General features: G+C 71.0%; 15 protein-coding genes. 7 read left to right on the forward strand and 8 right to left on the reverse strand.

Going from position 1 to position 14,890, the window contains the following annotated elements:
* The 4 genes from macS to ABF401_RS07035 all read left to right on the forward strand — a co-directional run bounded on the left by macS (window position 1) and on the right by ABF401_RS07035 (window position 4,463).
* Window positions 1-1,134: a MacS family sensor histidine kinase gene (gene macS, locus ABF401_RS07020; RefSeq protein ID WP_353508827.1), complete on the forward strand. Its 1,134-nt coding sequence runs from the start codon at window positions 1-3 to the stop codon at window positions 1,132-1,134.
* Window positions 1,127-1,834, forward strand: a complete 708-nt coding sequence (locus ABF401_RS07025) for a response regulator (protein WP_353508828.1) — start codon at window positions 1,127-1,129, stop codon at window positions 1,832-1,834. The genes macS and ABF401_RS07025 overlap by 8 nt, the downstream gene beginning before the upstream one ends.
* A 77-nt stretch (window positions 1,835-1,911) precedes the next feature.
* Window positions 1,912-3,366 carry a class II 3-deoxy-7-phosphoheptulonate synthase gene (locus ABF401_RS07030; protein WP_353508998.1) on the forward strand — a complete coding sequence of 485 codons (1,455 nt, stop codon included), beginning with the start codon at window positions 1,912-1,914 and terminating at the stop codon, window positions 3,364-3,366.
* A gap of 2 nt (window positions 3,367-3,368) precedes the next feature.
* Window positions 3,369-4,463 carry a threonine aldolase family protein gene (locus tag ABF401_RS07035; protein ID WP_353508829.1) on the forward strand — a complete coding sequence of 365 codons (1,095 nt, stop codon included), beginning with the start codon at window positions 3,369-3,371 and terminating at the stop codon, window positions 4,461-4,463.
* A 55-nt stretch (window positions 4,464-4,518) separates the two neighbouring features.
* Here ABF401_RS07035 and ABF401_RS07040 read toward each other — a convergent pair whose 3' ends face one another.
* From ABF401_RS07040 to ABF401_RS07050, 3 genes are all read right to left on the reverse strand, one after another.
* Window positions 4,519-5,418, reverse strand: coding sequence for a DMT family transporter (locus tag ABF401_RS07040; protein ID WP_353508830.1), 900 nt, complete (start codon window positions 5,416-5,418; stop codon window positions 4,519-4,521).
* Between the two features lie 7 nt (window positions 5,419-5,425).
* Window positions 5,426-7,387, reverse strand: coding sequence for a Stk1 family PASTA domain-containing Ser/Thr kinase (gene pknB, locus ABF401_RS07045; RefSeq protein WP_353508831.1), 1,962 nt, complete (start codon window positions 7,385-7,387; stop codon window positions 5,426-5,428).
* A gap of 65 nt (window positions 7,388-7,452) precedes the next feature.
* Complete coding sequence (locus ABF401_RS07050) at window positions 7,453-8,676, reverse strand: LysM peptidoglycan-binding domain-containing protein (protein ID WP_353508832.1); 1,224 nt, start codon at window positions 8,674-8,676, stop codon at window positions 7,453-7,455.
* A 264-nt stretch (window positions 8,677-8,940) separates the two neighbouring features.
* Between ABF401_RS07050 and ABF401_RS07055 the strand changes: the two genes are divergently transcribed.
* The gene (locus ABF401_RS07055; protein WP_353508999.1) at window positions 8,941-9,312 is read left to right on the forward strand and encodes an Rv2175c family DNA-binding protein; all 372 of its coding nucleotides are present in this window, start codon (window positions 8,941-8,943) and stop codon (window positions 9,310-9,312) included.
* On the opposite strand, the gene ABF401_RS07060 is transcribed toward ABF401_RS07055, so the two are convergent.
* The 4 genes from ABF401_RS07060 to ABF401_RS07075 form a co-directional block, all read right to left on the reverse strand.
* Complete coding sequence (locus ABF401_RS07060; protein WP_353508833.1) at window positions 9,281-9,565, reverse strand: helix-turn-helix transcriptional regulator; 285 nt, start codon at window positions 9,563-9,565, stop codon at window positions 9,281-9,283. The genes ABF401_RS07055 and ABF401_RS07060 overlap by 32 nt on opposite strands.
* 8 nt (window positions 9,566-9,573) lie before the next feature.
* Window positions 9,574-10,431: an ABC transporter permease gene (locus tag ABF401_RS07065; protein ID WP_353508834.1), complete on the reverse strand. Its 858-nt coding sequence runs from the start codon at window positions 10,429-10,431 to the stop codon at window positions 9,574-9,576.
* On the reverse strand, window positions 10,428-11,363 hold the full coding sequence (locus ABF401_RS07070) for an ABC transporter ATP-binding protein (protein ID WP_353508835.1): 936 nt from the start codon (window positions 11,361-11,363) through the stop codon (window positions 10,428-10,430). The genes ABF401_RS07065 and ABF401_RS07070 overlap by 4 nt, the downstream gene beginning before the upstream one ends.
* Window positions 11,364-11,468: 105 nt before the next feature.
* Window positions 11,469-12,563, reverse strand: a complete 1,095-nt coding sequence (locus tag ABF401_RS07075) for a polyprenyl synthetase family protein (protein ID WP_353508836.1) — start codon at window positions 12,561-12,563, stop codon at window positions 11,469-11,471.
* Window positions 12,564-12,684: 121 nt separating this feature from the next.
* On the opposite strand from ABF401_RS07075, the gene metF reads away from it, so the two are divergent.
* Complete coding sequence (gene metF, locus ABF401_RS07080) at window positions 12,685-13,593, forward strand: methylenetetrahydrofolate reductase [NAD(P)H] (protein ID WP_353508837.1); 909 nt, start codon at window positions 12,685-12,687, stop codon at window positions 13,591-13,593.
* 203 nt (window positions 13,594-13,796) lie between these two features.
* Here metF and ABF401_RS07085 read toward each other — a convergent pair whose 3' ends face one another.
* Window positions 13,797-14,315, reverse strand: coding sequence for a YbaK/EbsC family protein (locus ABF401_RS07085; RefSeq protein WP_353508838.1), 519 nt, complete (start codon window positions 14,313-14,315; stop codon window positions 13,797-13,799).
* Between the two features lie 230 nt (window positions 14,316-14,545).
* On the opposite strand from ABF401_RS07085, the gene ABF401_RS07090 reads away from it, so the two are divergent.
* Window positions 14,546-14,869 carry a DUF6504 family protein gene (locus ABF401_RS07090; RefSeq protein WP_353508839.1) on the forward strand — a complete coding sequence of 108 codons (324 nt, stop codon included), beginning with the start codon at window positions 14,546-14,548 and terminating at the stop codon, window positions 14,867-14,869.
* Window positions 14,870-14,890 lie beyond the last annotated feature (21 nt).

Below are 14,890 nucleotides of genomic sequence, written 5' to 3' on the forward strand. Positions count from 1 at the left end.
ATGGGTCCAACCGACGAACACGCGGTCGTGCGTGGCCTCTGGCGCGCAGTGGACGTGTTCCGTGTCCTGGCGCTCGCCTACGCCACCTACTCCCTGTGGTTGCGCAGGGACGAGGTCGCGGAGCTGTCCGTCGGGGTTGCCGTCGTCGCGTTGCTCGCCGGCTGGACCGCGGCCCAGACGGTTCGACCGCGGCGCACGGAGCGCGCGTACGCGACCGAGCTCGTCCTCGGGTGCGCGGCCATCCTCGCCACCCGACTCGTCGACCATGACTGGGTGATCACCGGCGGCGCCAAGACGGTTCCCTCGATCTGGCCCTCGGCCGCGATCGTCGGCTGGGCCATCCTGCGCGGCTGGCGTGGTGGTGTCCTCGCCGCCTCCGCGGTCGCCGCCGCCTCGTTCCTCGAGGTCATCCACCCGACCGGCAACACGGTCACGAACTCGATCTTCGGGCTGCTCCTCGGAGGGTGCCTCGGCTACTGCGTCGACCTGGCCCGCGCCAGCCACGCAACCCTGGCCGAGGCGATGCGTCGCGACGCCGCCCGGGCCGAGCGCGACCGCCTGGCCCGGACCGTCCACGACGGCGTCCTCCAGACCTTGGCCTACATCCACCGCCGCGGACAGGACCTCGGGGGTGACGCGGCCACCCTCGGCGCCATGGCTGCCGAGCAGGAGCGGATCCTCCGGACCCTGGTCAGCCGGGCCGACCTCGACGAGGTGAGCCGAGCCGTCAGCGGTGATGCGGACCTTCGAGCGCTGCTGGGCCACATCGAGGGCGACGTCATCCATCTCGTCGTCCCCGCTGATCCGGTCGTCGTGCCGCGGCGCGTGGGGGAAGAGCTCGTCGCCGCCGTCGAGGCCGCTCTCGACAACGTCCGCAAGCACGCGGGACCGGGAGCACAGGCGTGGGTGCTGGTCGACGACGACGGCGCCCACGTCGGCGTGACCATTCGCGACTCGGGTCGTGGCCTGGCGCCCGGTCGCCTCGACGAGGCGCGGGAACAGGGGCGACTCGGCGTCTCCTCGAGCATCACCGGGCGGCTCGAGGATCTCGGGGGCAGTGCGACCCTCCGGTCCGGATCCGCGGGCGGCACGACCGTCGAGCTGCGCATACCGTCGAGGAGGACCGGTGACTGACGAGAACACCGACGAGAACACAGAGGAGAAGGCCCCGATCCGGGTGGTCGTCGCCGATGACCACCCCATGTGGCGGGATGCCGTGGCCCGCGACCTCGCCGATGCGGGGTTCGACGTCGTGGCCACGGCCGACGACGGCCGCGCCGCCGTGAACCGGACGAGGGCCACCGAGCCGGACGTGCTCGTGCTCGACCTCAACCTGCCCGGCCTCACCGGGCCGGAGGTCTGCGCGGCCCTTGCCGCCGCTCGGATCAGGACCCGGATCCTCATCCTCTCGGCGAGCGGCGACCAGCAGGACGTCCTCGAGGCGGTCAAGGCGGGCGCCCTCGGGTACCTCGTCAAGTCGGCTGGTCGGGACGAGTTCATCGCGGCCGTGCGGGCCACGGCCGCGGGTGAGCCCGTCTTCACTCCTGGTCTCGCGGGCCTCGTCCTCGGCGAGTTCCGACGCGTCGGATCCGAGCGCGACGCACGGAAGTCGTCGCGGCGTCCGGTGCCCGAGCTGACCGAGCGGGAGACCGAGATCCTCAAGTACGTCGCCACGGGGATGGGCTACAAGGAGATCGCGAGCGCACTGTTCCTCTCGCACCGCACGGTCCAGAACCACGTCCAGAACATCTTCGGCAAGCTGCATCTGAACAACCGCGTCGAGCTCGTCCGGTTCGCGTTCGACCGCGGGATCGACCCCGTCGAGCCCGCGTGACGACGGAAGCCAGCCCAGCGGCATACGGCAGCCATCGGCAACGAGGCTGGGACCGAGCGGAGCCAGCGGGTTTCGGGATGCGGACCCGGGCCGGAGCACGGGCCGACGACGTCTACCCTGATTGGGTGACGATGACCACCGACTTCGCCGGCAGCCGAGGCACCGACGGCGGTTCAGGAGAGCCCGGAGCGGGAGCGGAGGCCTTGGCCGCGCTCAACGCGGCAGCCATCCAGCTCGAGGCCGCGCAGCAACCCATGTGGCCGGACACGGCCGCCCTCTCCGAGGTGGTCGACACCCTCGCCTCGTATCCGCCGCTCGTCTTCGCGGGCGAGTGCGACCAGCTCACGCAACGCATGGCCGCCGCGTCCGTCGGCGATGCCTTCGTCCTCCAGGGCGGCGACTGCGCCGAGACCTTCGCCTCGGCGACCGCCGACAACATCCGCGACCGGATCAAGACGATCCTGCAGATGGCCGCGGTGCTGACCTACGGCGCCAGCGTGCCCGTCGTCAAGGTCGGCCGCATGGCCGGGCAGTACGCGAAGCCGCGCTCGTCCTCGGTCGAGACGCGGGAGGGCGTGACGCTGCCCGCCTTCCGAGGGGACATGGTCAACGACTTCGCCTTCCACGAGTCGGCCCGGATGCCCGATCCCCGGCGGTTGGTGCAGGCCTACCACGCCAGTTCGGCGACGCTGAACCTCGTCCGCGCGTTCACCACGGGCGGGTACGCCGACCTGCGCTACGTCCACGAGTGGAACCGGGGCTTCGTCGCGAACTCCGCCAACTCGCGCTACGACAAGCTCGCCCGCGACATCGACAAGGCGATGCGGTTCATGGCGGCATGCGGCGCCGACTTCGAGGCGATGCGCACGGTCGAGTTCTACGCGGCGCACGAGGCCCTGGTGCTCGACTACGAGCGGCCGCTGACGCGCATCGACTCCCGGTCGGGGCGTCTCTACGACACGTCCGGACACTTCGTCTGGGTCGGCGAGCGGACCCGCCAGATCGACGGCGCTCACATCGACTTCGTCTCGCGGATCAGCAACCCGGTCGGCGTCAAGCTCGGCCCGAAGGCCGACATCGACGAGGTGCTGCGCCTCATCGACAAGGTCGACCCCGACCGGACCCCGGGCCGTCTCACCTTCATCACCAGGATGGGCGCCGGCACGGTCCGCGACGCCCTGCCGGCCCTGGTGGACAAGGTGACCGCGTCCGGCGCGACGGTGACGTGGATCTGCGACCCCATGCACGGCAACACGTTCGAGGCCTCGACCGGTTACAAGACCCGCGACTTCGAGGACATCGTCGAGGAGGTGCGCGGCTTCTTCGAGGTGCACCGGTCGCTCGGCACGGTCCCGGGCGGGATCCACGTCGAGCTGACCGGCAACGACGTGACGGAGTGCCTCGGCGGCGCGGAGAAGATCATCGACGCCGACCTCGAGAAGCGCTACGAGTCGCTGTGCGACCCGCGCCTGAACCACCAGCAGTCGCTCGAGCTCGCGTTCGTCGTCGCCGAGATGCTCGGACAGGCCTGACCGTGTCGTCGGCGGCGTCCGGCACGTTGGGCGCGCCCGCGATCCGTGCCGACCTGCTGAGCGACACGGTGACCCGTCCGGGCTTCGCCATGCGAGAGGCGATGGCGACCGCCATCGTCGGTGACGACGTCTTCGGGGAGGACCCGACCCTCAGGGAGCTCGAGGAGCGGGTGGCCGAACTGCTCGGGCACGAGGCCGGGCTCTTCACCCCATCCGGGTCGATGGCCAACCAGCTCGGCGTGCGCCTGCACGTCCGGCCGGGGGAGGAGCTCATCGGCGACTCCCTGGCCCATGTCCTTCGCGCCGAGCTGGGCGCTGCCGCCGTCCTCTCCGGCATCTCGTCGCGCACCTGGGTGTCCGAGCGGGGCCGATTCCGGGCCGCCGACGCGGCCTCGCTCATGATCACCGGAGTGGGTCCGTACCAGGTCTGCACTGCGCTGCTCATCGTGGAGAACACCCACAACTTCGGCGGCGGCACGGTCCAGTCCCTCGACGAGATCCGTCGGGCGCGCGAGCTGACCCGCGAGCACCGCGTCGCCATGCACCTCGACGGAGCCCGGCTCTGGAACGCGCACGTGGCGACCGGCGTGCCGCTCGCGGACTACGGTCGCGAGTTCGACACGGTGTCGGTCTGCCTCAGCAAAGGGCTCGGAGCGCCCGTCGGCAGCGTCCTCGTCGGCGGGGCGGACGCGATCGCCGAGGCGCGGATCTGGCGCAAGCGCTTCGGCGGCGGCATGCGCCAGGCAGGCATCCTAGCGGCTGCTGGCCTCTGGGCTCTCGAGCACCACATCGACCGCCTCTCCGTCGACCACGCGCGGGCACGTCGGGCCGCGGAGGCGATGGCCGAGGCCTCGCCCGGCAGCGTCGACCTGGCCACGGTCGAGACGAACATCGTCATCGTGGACGTCGGCGCGGCCGGGTGGGCGGCCCCCGAGTTCGTTGCTGAGGCGCTCACCCGCGGTGTGCGCAGCTACGCCATCAGCCCCCGGTTGGTGCGGCTCGTCTGGCACCTCGACGTCGACGACGAGGCGACCGATCATGCCATCGACGTGCTCACCTCGCTCCTGGCGCGCGGGGCGGCAGGGCTGGGACGTTGACGTATGCCGCTGAGCCGGCTCAGCGGCATACCTGATCTTTCCCGGGTGGCCGGTCTCAGACCTCGTGGTGGAGCGTCTCGGCCGGTAGCTCACCCGGGCGTCGGCGGGCGAGCACCTCGACGACGACCATGGCCACGAGGACGAGCCCGCCGCCGATGACCATCCGCCTCGTCAGCGACTCCCCACCGAGCCAGACGGCGAAGAAGGTGGCGAACACCGGCTCCATCGTCATGACGATGGCGGCTCTCGTCGCCGGCATGTGCGCCTGCGCCCAGGTCTGCACCCAGAGGGCGAGGATGCTCGCGAAGACCACCATGTAGAGGACCGACGCCCAGTCGGCTGGTGTCTCCGGCAGCACGACGCCTCCCGGGAGGGCGCCGACCGTGCAGATGATCGCGATGACGACCATCTGGACGACGGACAGACCGGTCGCGATGTGGTGGGAGCTGTGGCGCCCCAGCCCGACGATGTGCAGCGCGTAGAGGGCGGCCGCGAGCAGGGTGATGGCCTCGCCGACGCCGACCGAGAGACCGCGGAGGGACAGCAGCGCGAGGCCCGCGGTCGCGAGACCGACCGCGGCCCACGTCGTGCCTGGCACCCGCTCGCGGAGGAGGACGGCGGTGATGAGCGGGGTGAGGACGACGTAGGTGCCGGTGATGAATCCGGACACCGAGGCGGGGGTGCTGGCCAGGCCTTGGGTCTGGAAGATCTGGGCAAGGCCGTAGAGCGCCCCGAGCCAGATGCCGATCCACAGCTGCGGGCGGCGCAGCGCCCGGAGCGGTCGCCAGAAGAGGATGACCATGATGACCGCCGCGAGGGCGAATCGCACCGCGAGGAAGTCGACCGGCGGCACGTGCTCGACGAGGTCCTTGATGAGGAAGAACGTTGAGCCCCACACCGCGGTGAGGGCGACGAGCAGGATGGTGGCGAGGCGCGATCGCGCGGCGTGCTGCACGGCGGCGTCAGACCACGGTGAGGACGATCGTGCTGCCCTGCGGCGCTGGCTGTCCGCCGGGCACGCTCTGTTCGCGGACGAGCTCGAAGAACGTGCCGAGCGGTCGCTGGACCTCGACCTTGAAGCCGAGGGTCGCCAGGGCCGCCTCCGCCTCTTGGACGGGCTTGCCCAGCAGGTCGGGCACCTGGACCATGACCGGGCCCTTGGAGGCGACCACGGTGACCTCGTCCCCGCGGAGGAGGGTGCCGTTCTCGGGCTGCTGTGAGACGACGTGGCCGGCCGGGATCGAGTCGTGGTTGACGTCCTCGCCGCGGACCGGTTTGAGGCCGGCCTCGGTGAGCTTCGCCATGGCCTGGTCGATCGGGAGCTGGCGCACGTCCGGCACCTCGATGGGCTGGCGCCCCTGAGACACGACGACCTCGATGACGGTGCCGCGCTTGACAGCGGTCCCCGGGGCGGGTTGCTGGGAGATGACCGTGCCCTTCGGGACCGTCTCGCTCCAGTCCTCCGTGGACTTGCTCCTCAGCGTCAGTGGCGCGAGGACGTCCCGGAGCGCCGACGCCTTGGCGCCGACGAGCTTCGGCACGTCGTAGCGCTCGGGTCCCTTGGAGACGACGAGCAGGACAAGGGACTGTTTCGACACCTCCGTGCCGGCGGCGGGCTGCATCGAGATGACTGCGCCCTTGGCGACCGTCTCGGAGAAGGCCTCACTCGACTCGAAGCGCAGGGAGGCGTCGTCCAGGGCCGTCGCTGCATCGTCGAGGGTCTGGCTGACGGCCTTGGGGACGACCGTCGTCCCCCCGGGCCCCGCGGTGAACCACCATCCGCCGGTGCCGGCGACGGCGAGGAGGGCGGCGGCGACGAGCCACGGCCAGCGGCGCGGCCGGGCCCCCGCCCGACGCGAGCTGCGCGTCTCTCCCTCAGATCGACTGTCGGGGAGTGGCAGCGCAGCCGTCGTCTCGAGGACCGGCGGCGGCCGGCCGTCACCTTGCGCAGGAGTGCCCGGTTGGGCGGCTGCGTCGCCCGAGTCGCCGGGGGTGTGAGGATCATCGCGGCCGGCCCGCGCGGTGCTGTCGATGGGCAGCGGTGCGGTGGTGGGGACGCGGTCGAGCTCTCCTTCCGTCAGCGCACGCCGGACCGATCGCATCGTGCCGAGGAACTCGGCCGCAGACGGGAAACGGTCGTCCGGGTTCAGTGCGGTCGCCCGGGCCACGAGGGTGTCGAGGTCTGGTGGGACTGCGGAGACGATCGAGGACGGTCGGGGAACCCCTTGGTGGACGTGCCGGTAGGCGATCTGGATCGGGGTGTCACCGGTGATCGCCTTGCGCCCGGTCAGCATCTCGAAGAGGAGCAGGCCCGCCGCGTAGACGTCGCTGCGCTGGTCGGCCTGGCCGCCCTCCACTTGCTCGGGCGAGAGGTACGAGGCAGTGCCCAACACGACGCCGGTCTGGCTCGTGGCCGTCTGGGTGGTGATGGCGCGGGCCAGGCCGAAGTCAGCGACCTTGATCTCGCCATCCGCGCGGACGAGGACGTTCTCGGGCTTGACGTCACGGTGGATGATGCCCGCGGTGTGGGCCGCCCGGAGCGCCGCGAGGACCGGCTCGAGGATGGCGAGCGCCTCCCGGGCGGTGAAGGGGGCCTCCTCGTAGATGACCTCGCGCAGGGTCTTGCCGTGCACGAGCTCCATGGCGAGGAACACGTCACCGCTGTCCTCGCCCTGGTCGTAGACGGCGACGACATTGGGATGGCTGAGCCGCGCTGCTGCCCGCGCCTCGCTGCGGAAGCGCTCGACGGACACGGCGTCGGTCGCCAGCCCGGGGCGCATGATCTTGAGGGCGACCTCGCGGTCGAGGCGTCCATCCATCGCCACGTAGACGGAGGCCATGCCACCGTCTGCGAGGTGCGAGAGGATGCGGTAGCGCCCGTCGATCAGCCTGCCGACGAGTGCGTCCGCCACACTGGACGTCACGCAGCGAGTTTACGGGCAGCGGACGGCGAACCTGCGGAGGTGGGCGCGGTCCGGGGCGACGAAGGTCACAACCACTTCATGTGCGCCTGCACCGCGGCGACATACGTCTTGGTGTCCGCGAACATTCCCTTGGTCCGGACCGACCGAAGACCCTGGTAGTACCCCGCGACGGCCTCCTCGACGGAGTCGGCGCTGGACCGGAGTGCGCGCAGGATGACGACGCCTGCCGTGACGTTGTCCTGGGCGTCGAGCAGGTCGAGCCGACGGCCGGCGAGCTCCGAGGCCCACTCGCCCGACGACGGGATGACCTGCATCGCGCCGATGGCGTTGGCCACGGAGACGGCCCGCTGGTTCCAGCCCGACTCCTGCCACCCGATGGCGAGGGCGAGCGTGGGGTCGACCCCGTGCCGCACGGCGGTCCGGCGGATCATTGCCGCCAGCTCGGTCCGGCTGGGGACCTGTGCCGTCGCGAGGGCCTCGCGGTTCTTGCGAGCGGCGCGGACCGTCTCGTCGGAGTAGGTGTAGCCGGCGAAGGTGTTCTCACTCGTCGGTCTCGGCCTCGTCGACGTGGGCACCCGCGGGGCAGGGGCGCCGGGCACCACGATGCGCTGGCCCGGGTGGATCATCCCGGGGTTGGCCTGGCGGTTCGCTGCGAGCAGCGTGGTGAGGGCCACGCCGTACCGTGCGGCGATCCCGGTCATGGTGTCGCCCGCGCGGACCACGTGCACCCGGCCGCCCGCGGGGCGGTTCGCCGGGTGGCTGGCAGGACGGTTCGCTGCAGCCGCGCGTCGCGACGACGTCTTCGCGCCCGCGGGCGTCGTGGCCGCGGGCACGAGGAGCCGCTGGCCGGGGTGGATCATCCCGGGGTTGGCCTGGCGGTTCGCTGCGAGCAGCGTGGTGAGAGCCACGCCGTACCGTGCGGCGATCCCGGTCATGGTGTCGCCCGCGCGGACCACGTGCACCCGGCCGCTCACCGGGCGGTTCGCGGGGTGGCTGGCAGGACGACTCGCAGGACGGTTCGCACTCCCCGCAGGTGGCGAGGACGTCTTCCCACGCGGTGGCGTCTTTGCCCCGGGCACGAGGAGCCGCTGGCCGGGGTGGATCATCGCGCCCCCGGCGGGAAGCCGGTTCTTGGCGACGATCGCTGCTGGTGTCGTGCGGTTGGCCAGGGCCAGGTCCCACAGCGTGTCGCCCGGCCTTACCACGACGGTCCGCCAGGTCCGGGCGGCCTGCTCGGTGAACAGAACCTGGGCCGGCGGCGAGAGCTGGGCGACGTCGACTGGAAGCATGGCATCCTCGGGACTGATGGGACTGGTTCGAGAACAGTGTTACAGATGTTCCAGATGTGACAGGTGTGACTGTATCCCATTCGTTGAGATCTCAAGGAAATGACATCCGTGTAATTCGACTCGGTTGGGCCGTGAGCTGGGAGACGGGACCTCCCACGCCGCGGTGCGGAGGACGTGGTGCCGGCCCGGTTCGCGGGTGGCAGACTCGGTCTCGTGACCGAGCAGAGCGCCCCATCGCAGACCCCGGACGGCACCACCGCGGACCTGGCCGAGGTGCCGCTCGACCTCGAGGCGCTGGTGGGCGAATGGCTCACCGTTCCCGATGCAGCCGAACGCCTGGGCGTGCCCCTGTCCCGGATCCGTCAGTTCCTTGCCGATCGTGAGGTGCTCTCCTCGCGCGTGGGTGAGCGTCACGTCGTGGGGATCCCGTCCAAGTTCCTCATGGAGTCCGGCCCGAGACCGGAGCTCAAGGGCACCTTCACCGTGCTGGCGGACGGTGGGATGAACGACGACGAGATCATCGCCTGGCTGTTCACACCCGACCCGACGCTGCCCGTCGAGGGCGCGCCCATCGACGCCCTTCGGGCGGGGCACAAGACGGAGATCAGGCGCCGCGCCCAGGAGCTCGCCTTCTGATCCGGGCCTCACTGCCCATCCGAGGGAACGGATGCAACGAGAAGATGACCTCGATGGGTACGTCGAAGAACCGTGCGATGCGCAGAGCCAGGTGGAGCGAGGGGCTGTACTCGCCCCGCTCCAGGTAGCCGACGGTCTGGTAGTGCACGCCCAGCCCGTCCGCCAGCTCCCGGCGCGTGATCCCGCGTTCGACGCGCAGCATCGCGATCCGGTTGTGGATCGTCTCGGGGGTGGACTGGGGCGCCGGTGTCATCGATCGGCTCAGTACCCGCGGTTGAGGACTCGCTCGCGCGCGGCGGCCACGACGGTGCCGGACTGCCGGCGTGCCATGCGCCGGAGCAGGGCCGGCGCCACCAGCATCCCGACGACCGCCCAGGCGACCAGCACGACCAGGGCCAGACCGATGCGCCACTCGCCGCCGAGCTCGGCCGCAGCCGCGGAGTCGGGCAGGAGCACCCAACGGAACGCCACGCCGATCCAGTACAGCGGCGTGGCCTGGGCGAGCCACTGGAGCCAGGTGGGCAGCAGGGCGAGGGGGAAGAAGAGCCCGGAGAGTGCGGCCAGGGCGTAGATGCCCATCATCGCCCAGGCGAAGCTGACCATCGACCGGAACACGCTCCCCAGCACCGCCCCCCACGGCAGCATCGCGGCCACGGTGAGCAGGAAGACGACGAGCAGGAGCAGCCACCGGCCGGTTTCTGCGGGCATCGTCCCCGGCAGCAGGACCGCGGCGCCGACGACCGCTGGGACGATCGGGATCAGGGCGTCCACCGGAGTGATGAGCAGCTTGGCCAGAAGGTGTCCTGCCATACCGTGCGGGACCGCCTTGGCGCGCAGGAGCGTGCCGTCATCCCGCTCGGTCTGCAGCTCACCCGCGACGCCCATCACGGCGGCAGCCACGACACCGAAGGCCAGGAACCCGCTGAAGACGTATCCGCTCGCCGCCACCAGCCCGTCGGAGAAGTCGGCGTCGCGCACGAACCACAACACGACGAGCAGGATGCCGGGCAGGAGCAGGTTGCCCAGACCGGCGCCGGTCGAGTACTTCCGTATCAGGCTGGTGCGGGCCTGCCGCCTGGCCGCTCGCAGCACCGCGCTGGTCACCCTCGGCTCGCTCATCGAGCCACCGCCTGAATACGGGCGAGGGGCCCGATGTCCTGACCGGACTCGGCCCGCTGCACGATCTCGAGGTAGACGTCCTCGAGGGAGGCTGCCCGCACCTCGACGACCTGCACCTCGTTGGGTCGGCCGGTGAGGACCTCGGTCAGGTACGCGGTCGGGTCGGACGCCGCGTGAACGGTCACCTCTCCGGTGGCAACGTCGCGCAGGCGCACCTCGCTGGAGCGGGACAGCTGGAGTCGCAGATCGTCGGGACTCCCGTCGGCGACAATCGATCCGCCGGCGAGGATGAGCAGGCGGTCGGCGACCTTCTCCGCCTCGGCGAGGTCGTGGGTCGTCATCAGGATCGTCGTGTCGAGGTCGGCCAGATCGGCGAGGAGGTCGTGGACGTCCCGGCGGCCGGCCGGGTCGAGGCCCGTCGTGGGCTCGTCGAGGAAGAGCAGCTCAGGGCGGCCGACCAGGCCAACGGCGACGTCGAGCCGGCGGCGCTGGCCGCCGGACAGCTTGTCGATGCGCTGTCCCGAATGGTCGGCGAGCCCTACCCTGGCGAGCAGCTCGGCCGTGTCCCAGGGGCGAGGTACCTCCGGACTGGCATAGGGGGCGTAGTACGAGCCGATCACCTCGAGCAGGTCGCTGACCCGCCATGTCCCGTGGTCGCGCCAGCTCTGGAGCACGACGCCCACGCGGGCGCGCCAGGCCTCGGGCGCGTGCTCGGGATCGACCCCCAGCACCTCGACCGTGCCGCTGCTGCGTCGGCGGAAGCCCTCGAGGATCTCCACGGTCGTGGTCTTGCCAGCACCGTTGGGCCCGAGCAGCGTGACGACCTGTCCGCGTGGGATCTCGAGGTCCACGCCGTCCAGGACGACGTGCTCGCCGTAGACCATCGACAGCCCGCGACAGGTGACGATCGGCGGCTCACCCGCAGTACTCATACCGCACTCATACCGCGAAATGTAGCAGAACTGCTATCACGCGGTCATGGCCACATCGACCTGTCCGCCCGGCTCGTCAGGCAGCGGGGGAGCGGCGGGGACCCTTCAGGCGTGTCGGGCGGTACTCACACCCACGAGGTCGGCCAGCACCGCCACCGCGTCGGTGTCCAGACCTCCGATCCGGCCCACCTCGTGCAGGGCCGCCCGAGCCTCGTCGGCTCGCATCGCGATCATCTCCTCGACCCGGTCGACGGCTCCGCTGTTGGTGAAGATGCTACGGAGACAGGCGATCCCGCCGTCATCGAGGTCCTCGCGGCCGAGGAGTGCCTCGATCGCCGCACGGTCCGCGTCTCCGGCGAGGTGGAGCGCGAAGGCGACGAGGACGGTGCGCTTGCCCTCGCGCAGGTCGTCTCCTGCCGGCTTCCCGGTGGCCTCGGGATCCCCGAAGACACCGAGCAGGTCGTCGCGCAGCTGGAATGCCTCCCCGAGGGCCATGCCGTAGTCGGACAGGTGCCCGAGCGCCGACGTCGGAGCGTCGCCGACCCGAGCGCCGATGAGCAACGGATGCTCGATGGTGTACTTGGCGCTCTTGTAACGAATCACATTGCGTGCCGATGCAATTCGCGAATCCAGATCGAGCCCGTCCCATCCGCGGGCGGATTCGAGGAGGTCGAGGAACTGACCGCCCATCAGCTGCGTGCGCATGAGGTCGAACAGGCCCCGACCCCTGGCCAGCTCCTCGGCGGGCAGTCCGCACGTCGAGTACAGCTCGTCGCACCACGTGAGGCAGAGGTCGCCGGCGAGGATGGCCGCACCCTCGCCGAACCGTGCACCGTCGCCGGCCCAGCCGCGCGAGCTGTGCAGGTCCGCGACCGCACGGTGCGCCGAGGGCATGCCGCGCCGCATGTCGCTGCGATCCATGACGTCGTCGTGCAGCAGCGCCGCTCCCTGGAAGAACTCCATGCTCGCCGCGAGCCGGACCAGGGCGTCCGAGTCCATCCCGCCCGCGGCCCGGTAACCCCAGTAGAGGAAGCCGGCGCGCAACCCCTTGCCTCCGGTCAACAGGCGCGAGACGGCGTCCACGAGCGGGGTGATCTCGTCGCCCACCTCGGACAGGGCCAGCGTGGCGGCGGCGATGTGCGCGTCGATCGCCTCCTGGACCCGGCGGCGCAGGGCGTCGAGGTCGGTTGGGCTGGTCACGCAGGCTCCTCCGTCGGTCGGCGCGCGGGAGGTCCCGCACGTCGCCGTCAGCCTAACCGCGCGGATGACCGATCCGTGGCACGGGGCCACGCGGGGAGGCAGCCCGATCTATCGTGGCGACATGGCACACGGCACCGCATCCTCGATGACTCGCGCAGAACGCTTCACGCGGTCTCTCGTCGCGATGATCGAGGCTCCGACGCCGACGTTCAGCTTCGAGTTCTTCCCACCCAAGGACGACGCTGCGGCCGAGCAGCTCTGGGAGGCCATCCGGCGCCTGGAGAAGGTGTCGCCGAGCTTCGTCTCGATCACGTACGGCGCCGGCGGCAGCACCCGGGACCGCACGGTCCGTCTCACCGAGCGGGTGCTCCAGGAGACCTCCCTGACCCCGATGGCGCACCTGACCTGCGTCGGGCACTCGGTGGCCGAGCTGCGCCAGGTCGTGGGCACCTATGCGGCGGCAGGCGTCCGGAACATCCTCGCCCTCCGCGGTGACCCGCAAGGCGGACTCGGCCAGCCCTGGGTGGCACATCCTCAGGGCCTCAACCACGCAGACGAGCTCGTCCGCGTCATCAAGGGACTCGGCGACTTCACCGTCGGCGTCGCTGCCTTCCCGGACGGACATCCGGAGTCGCGGACCCTCGAGGCGGACGTGGCGACCCTGATCCGCAAGGAGCAGCAGGGCGCGGAGTTCGCGATCACCCAGATGGTCTTCGACGTGGACAACTACCTGCGCCTGCGCGACGAGCTCGCACGGCGTGGCTCGCGGCTGCCGGTCGTCCCGGGACTCATGCCGATCACCAATGCCCGGCAGGTGGTTCGCATGGCCGAGCTGGCGGGGCAGCCGATGCCGAGGGCCGTGACGGACCGCCTCGAGCGGCACGGCGACGACGCCGATGCCGTGCGCCAGGAGGGGCTGGCGATCGCCACCGAGTCCGGGCGCCGCCTGCTCGACGAGGGCGCGCCCGGGATCCACTTCATCACCATGAACCGGTCGTCGGCGACGCTCGAGGTCTTCGGCAACCTCTGAGCCTGGCGGCCCACGCCGAAGGGCCCGATCCACGAGCGGACAGCACCCCTGCAACCCTCCGTTCGCGGACCGAGCCCGCGCTGCCACTGTGCCCGGGCCGACGTCGGGTGACGTGAGCACGAATACTCAGTTTGTCCGATTGATGCAGTATGCCGCTCAGCTCGGTCTGGCGCGCGCCGAACGTGCTCGGGGTGGCTGGGCTCTCAGCCAGGTGGGCGCACGGTGACGGAGCGACCGCCGGTGATCCGGACGAGCTCGTCGTGCGTCGTCGGGAAGACGGTGTGGGGGTGCCCGGCTGCGGCCCAGACGGTCTCGTGGTCGGCGAGCGAGGCGTCGACGAGCGTCGTCACCGCGGAGGCGTGGCCGACTGGGGCGACGCCACCGATGGCGAACCCCGTTGTGGCGCGAACGAACTCGGCGTCCGCCTTGCCGATGCTCGCGTAGCCGGCGAGTTCGGCCAGGTGGTCGGTGTCCACGCGGTGCCCGCCTGATGCCAGGACGAGGAGGGGGACCTGAGTGCCGTCCGTCGTCGTCGCGACGAAGACGAGCGAGTTGGCGATCGCCGCCACGGAGGTGCGAAGAGCGGCGGCGGCCTGGGCGGCGGTGCGTGCGGCCTCGTCGAGGACGACGACCTCGCCGGTCACTCCGGCGGGTGAGAGTGCCGCCCGCACCCGCGCGACGGAGGGGTGGTCGAGCAGCGCCGGTCGGCGCGTGTCGGTCATGGGTGCCACGGTAGCGAGAGGCGTTGACGGGGGGCCGGTGACCGGGGCTCGGTGGCTGCTTGACAGGCTGTCGGTGGCCGGGGCTAGGCTTGGACCATCGAACAGATGTTCGAGAAGTAATGGTAGCCAGATCAGTCGTCGGCAGGGTGTTCGGACGTCCGCGGTGGAGCAGCGGAATCGTCCCGGGTCGTGTTCCCCCGCCTCGGCGTGTGTCCCGAAGGAGACGTGTCGTGGTGCGCAGGTTCAGTGATCCAGTCGAGGTCCGGGTGGGGGAGCCGGAGCGTCCGGAGGCCTTCATCTGGCGCGGCCGACTCTACGTCGTGCGTGACGTCCTCTCGCAGTGGCGCGAGCGGCGCGCCTGGTGGCGGGACGCACTCGACGCCGAGGAGGCAGACGTCGTGCCGGGGAGCTCGATCGCCGCAGCGGCGAGCGAGCAGCAGATGTGGCGCGTCGAGGCGAGCCCGGGCTGGTCGTTCGCACCCGGGGTCTACGACCTGGCCCACGACGAGTCGGCCCAGGGTGACCGATGGTCGCTCGTCCGGGTCGCCGACTGACGACACGACACGCAAGGAGCT

The sequence above is a fragment of the Intrasporangium sp. genome, from assembly GCF_040414665.1.
In the GTDB taxonomy this organism is placed as follows: domain Bacteria; phylum Actinomycetota; class Actinomycetes; order Actinomycetales; family Dermatophilaceae; genus Intrasporangium.